Here is a 5,069-nt window from a genome sequence, read left to right as displayed (position 1 = left end):
CCCGAATTCGCCTCGTACTGCAAGGACCACCACATCCGCCGTTCCGTGGGCCGCACCGGGGATTGTTTCGACAACGCCGTCGCCGAGTCCTTCTTCGCGACCTACAAAAAGGAACTAATCCACACCCGCCCCTGGGTGAGCCTGTCCACATTACGGAAAGAGACCTTCACCTGGATCGAACATTACTACAATAGACAGCGCCGCCATTCACACCTGGGATACCTCACCCCAGCCGAGTGGGACAAAGGGCATCGCACACTCACAGGAATCGCAGCTAAACCACACTCCGAAAAATCGGGGACACTCCACGCATCGTGTTCAACCGGCTCACCACCGACCACCACAACCGCCAGCCAGCGCCCGAGACAGCACCCGAAACAGCCGCCGCTTGACATAGGAGAAACTCGCGGTGAGAACTGCAGTCCGGACCGCAGTCCTGAGCACGACACGCAGTTCTCACGGACGTTGGACGGGGCATACGAAGGCGTCCGCACGGGCCGCGTCGCGCGCGGGTGGGGGGCACGTTCAGGGAGCGTTCGGGGCCGCTTCAGGGTCGACCGGCCGAGACGGGTGCCGCAGACTCGTGTCATACCGGCCGTTCGCACCGAGCAGCCGAGCGGCCGACCGCGGCCGACCACAGCAACCACAGCGACCACACGAAAGGTCCCAGAGGGGAACTCCCATGACCACGCCCGGCACGTACCTCACCCAACCCAACAGCGAGGAGCGCTCGATGGCGCTCATCGCCCACCTGTCGACGATCGCCGCGCTCATCATCAGCGCCGGTTGGCTCAGCTTCGTCGGGCCGCTCGTCGTCTGGTTCCTCTACAAGGACAAGAGCCAGTTCGCGCGCCAGTCCGCGGCGGGGGCGTTCAACTTCAACCTCGGCATGTGGGTGCTCTCGATCATCGGCTGGATCCTCATCGTCACCCTCATCGGGGCGGTCGTCGGCATCCCGCTCGTCATCTTCTCCGCGGTCGCCCAGGTGATCTGCCACGTCATCGGCGCCATCAAGGCCAACCGCGGCGAGCTGTACGACTACCCCTTCCAGCTGCGCATCCTCAGCTGACCCGACTCATCACCGGCCGGGCCGCGTCCACCGCACGCGGCCCGGCCGCCGTGTGTCCGGAGACCGTGTGCCCGGGGAGCCGTGCGCAGAGGCCGTGTGCGGAGGCCGCCCACCCTCAGCGGCCGCGGACCAACCGCACCTGGGTCGCCTGCAGCCGCTCGTCGTAAATACTGCGGCCATCGGGCGCGAAGCCGTGCCGGGCGTAGAAGGCGCGCGCCCGCCGGTTCTCCTGCAGCACCCACATGCTCGCCGGATCCGGACCGACGGCCTCGTCGAGCAGGGCGTCGGCCAACCCGGTGCCCTTGGCCGAGTCCAGCACGTTGACGGCCCAGACCTCCTGCTCGGCGGGGGAGTCGTCGTCGCGGTTCGGGCCGAGGCAGAGCATGCCGACGATCGTGCCGCCGGGGTCGACGCCGACGACGACCCGCAGCGGACTTCCCGGCTGCTCGAGCCACTCGCGCCACCGGGCCGCCCGGGCCCGCTCGTCGAGGGAGTCGATGACCTCCTGAGCGATCATCCCCGGATAGGTCTCGCGCCAGGCGCCCACGTGCACCGCGCCGATCCCGTCGGCGTCGGCGGGCGTCGCGTCACGCACGACGTACCCGGCTTGCTTGGCGGCGGCGACGCGGCTGGTCATGCCGCCGAGTATCGCGCGGCCCACGGGCGTTCGCTGTCTCCCAGCTCAATTCGGGCTCCGTCGACCTACTCCGGCCCCCTCGGTCCTACTCGGGCGCGGAGCCGGTTCGCGGCGGGCGCAGCGCGGGCAGCGCCACGAGCGCGACGAGGAGGAGGGCGCTCACGACGCCGAGGGCGCGCAGCACGCCCCAGTGGTCGCCGAGGAACCCCAGTGCGGGCGGGCCGGCGAGAAACGCGCCGTAGGCGATCGTCGACACGACGCTGACGCGGGCGGCGGCGTGCCGCGGTTCGTCGGAGGCGGCCGACACGCCGACGGGGAACCCGAGGGAGACGCCGAAGCCCCAGATCGCGGCGCCGAGGTAGGCCAGGAGCGGGGTGCCGAAGACGACCAGGAGACTGCCGACACCGGCTCCGACGAGCATGGCGCGCAGCACCGGCACCCGGCCCCACCGGTCGAGCATGGCCGCGCCGACGAGGCGGCCGATCGTCATGAACGTCAGGAACGTCGCGAACCCGAGCACCCCCGCCCACGTGGGCAGGTGGTAGCCGTCGACGAAGGCCACCGAGATCCAGTCGTTCGCGGTGCCCTCGGTGAACGCCGCGACGAGCATGACGAGCCCGATGAGCAGCGTGCGCGGCTCGCGCCAGGCCCGGGCGGGCGAGCTGCCGACGGCCTCGTCCGTCGAGTCGGAGACGGTCGCCTCGCGCGGCAGGAACGCCCGGCTGGCGAGCACGACACACCCGAGCAGCAGCACGGCCGCGACGGCGAAGTGCAGGGCGAACGGCACGCCGACGGCGACGAGCCCGGCGGCCAGGAGGGCGGTGCCGACCGTGCCGCCGCTGAACGCCGCGTGGAACTTCGGCATGAGGTGCCGCCCGAGCCGGTGCTCGACCTGCGCGCCCTCGATGTTCATCGCCACGTCCCACTGGCCGATGCCCGCGAGCGTGACGAACAGGCACGCCGCGGTGAGCCAGAAGCTGTGCAGCGGACCGGCGCTGAGCCCCGCTCCGGTCAGGCCGAGGATCGCGAGGCTCGCGCCGAGCAGCACGGTGCGGCGGGTGCCGATCCGGGAGGCGACCCAACCCGCCAGCGGCAACCCGACGAGCGAGCCGCACGAGCCGACGAGCAGCAGCAGTCCCAGTTGACCGGGGGCCAGGCCGAGGGAGTCGCGCACGTCGGGGATGCGACTGGCCCAGGTGGCGAACGTGGCCCCGGCCAGCACGAACACCCACGCCGTGGCCACCTTGGCCTGTTCGCCGACCCTGCGCTCGCCCGGGTCGGTCTGCTCGGTCGGGGCTGTCACACGCGATCCTTTCGGGGTCGTCTGACGGGAGGTCGAATCGATTCGAGACGGGCCGTCAGTCACCCTCGGGCCGGCTGCGGCCCGTCGTCAATCGTGGCTCAGGATGCGGGCATCGCGGCCTGCGGGGCGCGGGCGACCGGCTCCGGCGCGGCTTAGGGTGAGCCCATGTCGCTGCGCATCGGGTACAAGGCCTCGAGTGAACAGTTCGGCCCCGGCGAGCTCGCGGGGTATGCGATCCGGGCCGAGGAGCTGGGGTTCGACTCGGCCTTCATCGCCGACCACTTCCAGCCGTGGCGGCACACCGGGGGGCACGCGCCGGCGTCGATCCCGTGGCTGGCGCACGTCGCGGCGCGCACCGAGCGCATCGTGCTCGGCACCTCGGTGATGACCCCGACCTTTCGGTACAACCCGGCCGTCATCGCGCAGGCGGTCGCGACGATGGCGTGCCTGCACCCGGGGCGGCTCGTGCTCGGAGTCGGCACCGGCGAGGCGCTGAACGAGATGGCGGTCGGCTCGGTCGACGGCGACTGGCCGGAGTTCAAGGAGCGGTTCGCCCGGCTGCGTGAGGCCGTCGAGCTCATGCGCGGCCTGTGGACGACCGAGCGGTTCAGCTACGACGGGCAGTACTACCGCACCGACGAGGCGACGGTCTACGACCGGCCCGACGAGCCGGTGCCGGTGTACGTGGCCGCCGGCGGCCCCATGGTCGCGCGCTACGCCGGCCGCCGCGGAGACGGTTTCATCTGCACCTCCGGCAAGGGCCGCGAGCTGTACGAGGACAAGCTGCTGCCCGCGGTGCTCGAGGGCCGCGCGAAGGCCGGCCGCGAGGGCGAGCCGATCGACCGGATGATCGAGATCAAGATCTCCTACGACCGCGAGGCCGACCGGGCGCTGGAGAACACCCGCTTCTGGGCGCCGCTGAGCCTGACCGCCGAGCAGAAGCACTCGCTGCACGACCCGGCTCAGATGGAGAAGGCCGCCGACGAGCTGCCGATCGAGCAGGTCGCCTCGCGGTGGATCGTCGCCTCCGACCCGCAGGAGGCGGTCGCCGCCGTCGGCGAGTACGTCGACCTCGGCTTCGACCACCTCGTCGTGCACGGACCCGGCCACGACCAGGAGCGCTTCCTGACCCAGTTCGCGCAGGACGTCATGCCCGGGCTGCGCGAGCTCGGCGACTGACCTTCACCATCGGGCCCCTCGCTCGCGACATGCAGTTGCGAGCCGAAGGGGGTTGTCGGCTGGATGCATACCGGGTATACATGTCTTTACGAGGATGAATACTCGGTATGTAACCTCGTTCGACACGGCCCCGGGGGGCGGTCGGGCGCCGACAGGGGGGCGCCCGACCGGCCGGGGCGGACAAGGAGCCGAACATGAGCGCGGTGCTGGACATGCGCGGCGTCAGCCGCGTGCACGGGGACGGGGCGCAGGCGGTGCACGCGCTGCGTGGGGTGGATCTGCAGGTCGGCGCGGGTGAGCTCGTCGCGGTCATGGGACCCTCGGGCTCCGGTAAGTCGACGCTGCTCAACCTCGCCGGCGCGCTCGACGCGGCGACGCAGGGCACGGTCGTCGTCGAGGGGCGCGAGCTCGGCGCGCTGTCGGCCGCCGACCTCGCGGCGCTGCGGCGGCGCCACGTCGGCGTCGTCTTTCAGGACTTCAACCTCATCGGCTCGCTGACCGCCGCCGAGAACGTCGCGCTGCCGCTCGAACTCGACTGCCGCGGCCCGCGGCAGGCCCGTCCGGAGGCGGTCCGGGCGCTGGCCGACGTCGGCGTCGACGAGCTCGCCGACCGCTTTCCCGACGAGCTGTCCGGCGGCCAGCGCCAGCGCGTCGCGATCGCCCGCGCGCTCGTCGGCGACCGGCGCCTGCTGCTCGCCGACGAACCGACCGGCGCGCTCGACTCGGTGACCGGCGAGGGCATCCTCGCCGTCATCCGGCGCCGCTGCGACGAGGGCGGGGCCGGGTTGCTCGTCACCCACGAGGCGCGGCACGCGGCCTGGGCCGACCGGGTCGTCTACCTGCGCGACGGGCTCGTCGTCGACTCCCCGCACTCCCACGCC

At 71.6% G+C, this 5,069-nt stretch carries 5 protein-coding genes and 1 pseudogene; 4 read left to right on the top strand and 2 right to left on the bottom strand.

Features of this window, described 5'->3' with window-relative positions; genetic code table 11:
- Nucleotides 1-45 precede the first annotated feature (45 nt).
- Together PINTE_RS25175 and PINTE_RS20325 are read left to right on the top strand one after the other, a co-directional pair.
- Nucleotides 46-228 (top strand): annotated as a pseudogene (locus PINTE_RS25175) (integrase core domain-containing protein); the annotation flags it as partial.
- A 454-nt stretch (nucleotides 229-682) separates the two neighbouring features.
- Nucleotides 683-1,069, top strand: a complete 387-nt coding sequence (locus tag PINTE_RS20325; protein WP_068434258.1) for a DUF4870 domain-containing protein — start codon at nucleotides 683-685, stop codon at nucleotides 1,067-1,069.
- 115 nt (nucleotides 1,070-1,184) lie between these two features.
- On the opposite strand, the gene PINTE_RS20320 is transcribed toward PINTE_RS20325, so the two are convergent.
- Together PINTE_RS20320 and PINTE_RS20315 are read right to left on the bottom strand one after the other, a co-directional pair.
- Entirely contained in the window at nucleotides 1,185-1,706 is a 522-nt protein-coding gene (locus PINTE_RS20320) for a GNAT family N-acetyltransferase (protein ID WP_157087419.1), read from the bottom strand.
- A gap of 85 nt (nucleotides 1,707-1,791) precedes the next feature.
- Nucleotides 1,792-3,009: an MFS transporter gene (locus PINTE_RS20315; protein WP_068434254.1), complete on the bottom strand. Its 1,218-nt coding sequence runs from the start codon at nucleotides 3,007-3,009 to the stop codon at nucleotides 1,792-1,794.
- Between the two features lie 165 nt (nucleotides 3,010-3,174).
- On the opposite strand from PINTE_RS20315, the gene fgd reads away from it, so the two are divergent.
- Complete coding sequence (fgd, locus tag PINTE_RS20310; RefSeq protein WP_068434252.1) at nucleotides 3,175-4,188, top strand: glucose-6-phosphate dehydrogenase (coenzyme-F420); 1,014 nt, start codon at nucleotides 3,175-3,177, stop codon at nucleotides 4,186-4,188.
- 194 nt (nucleotides 4,189-4,382) lie between these two features.
- On the top strand, nucleotides 4,383-5,069 hold a 687-nt coding region (locus PINTE_RS20305; protein WP_068434250.1), incomplete at its 3' end, for an ABC transporter ATP-binding protein.

The organism is Piscicoccus intestinalis NBRC 104926 (assembly GCF_001515525.1).
Lineage (GTDB): Bacteria > Actinomycetota > Actinomycetes > Actinomycetales > Dermatophilaceae > Kineosphaera > Kineosphaera intestinalis.
Note: the sequence above shows the minus strand (reverse complement) of the source record. Positions and strands in the feature narration are given on the sequence as shown.

Excerpts from the sequence above, each read along its gene's own strand:
- PINTE_RS20325 (WP_068434258.1), top strand. The coding sequence starts at position 683 with ATGACCACGCCCGGCACGTACCTCACCCAACCCAACAGCGAGGAGCGC.
- PINTE_RS20320 (WP_157087419.1), bottom strand. The coding sequence starts at position 1,706 with ATGACCAGCCGCGTCGCCGCCGCCAAGCAAGCCGGGTACGTCGTGCGT.
- fgd (WP_068434252.1), top strand. The coding sequence starts at position 3,175 with ATGTCGCTGCGCATCGGGTACAAGGCCTCGAGTGAACAGTTCGGCCCC.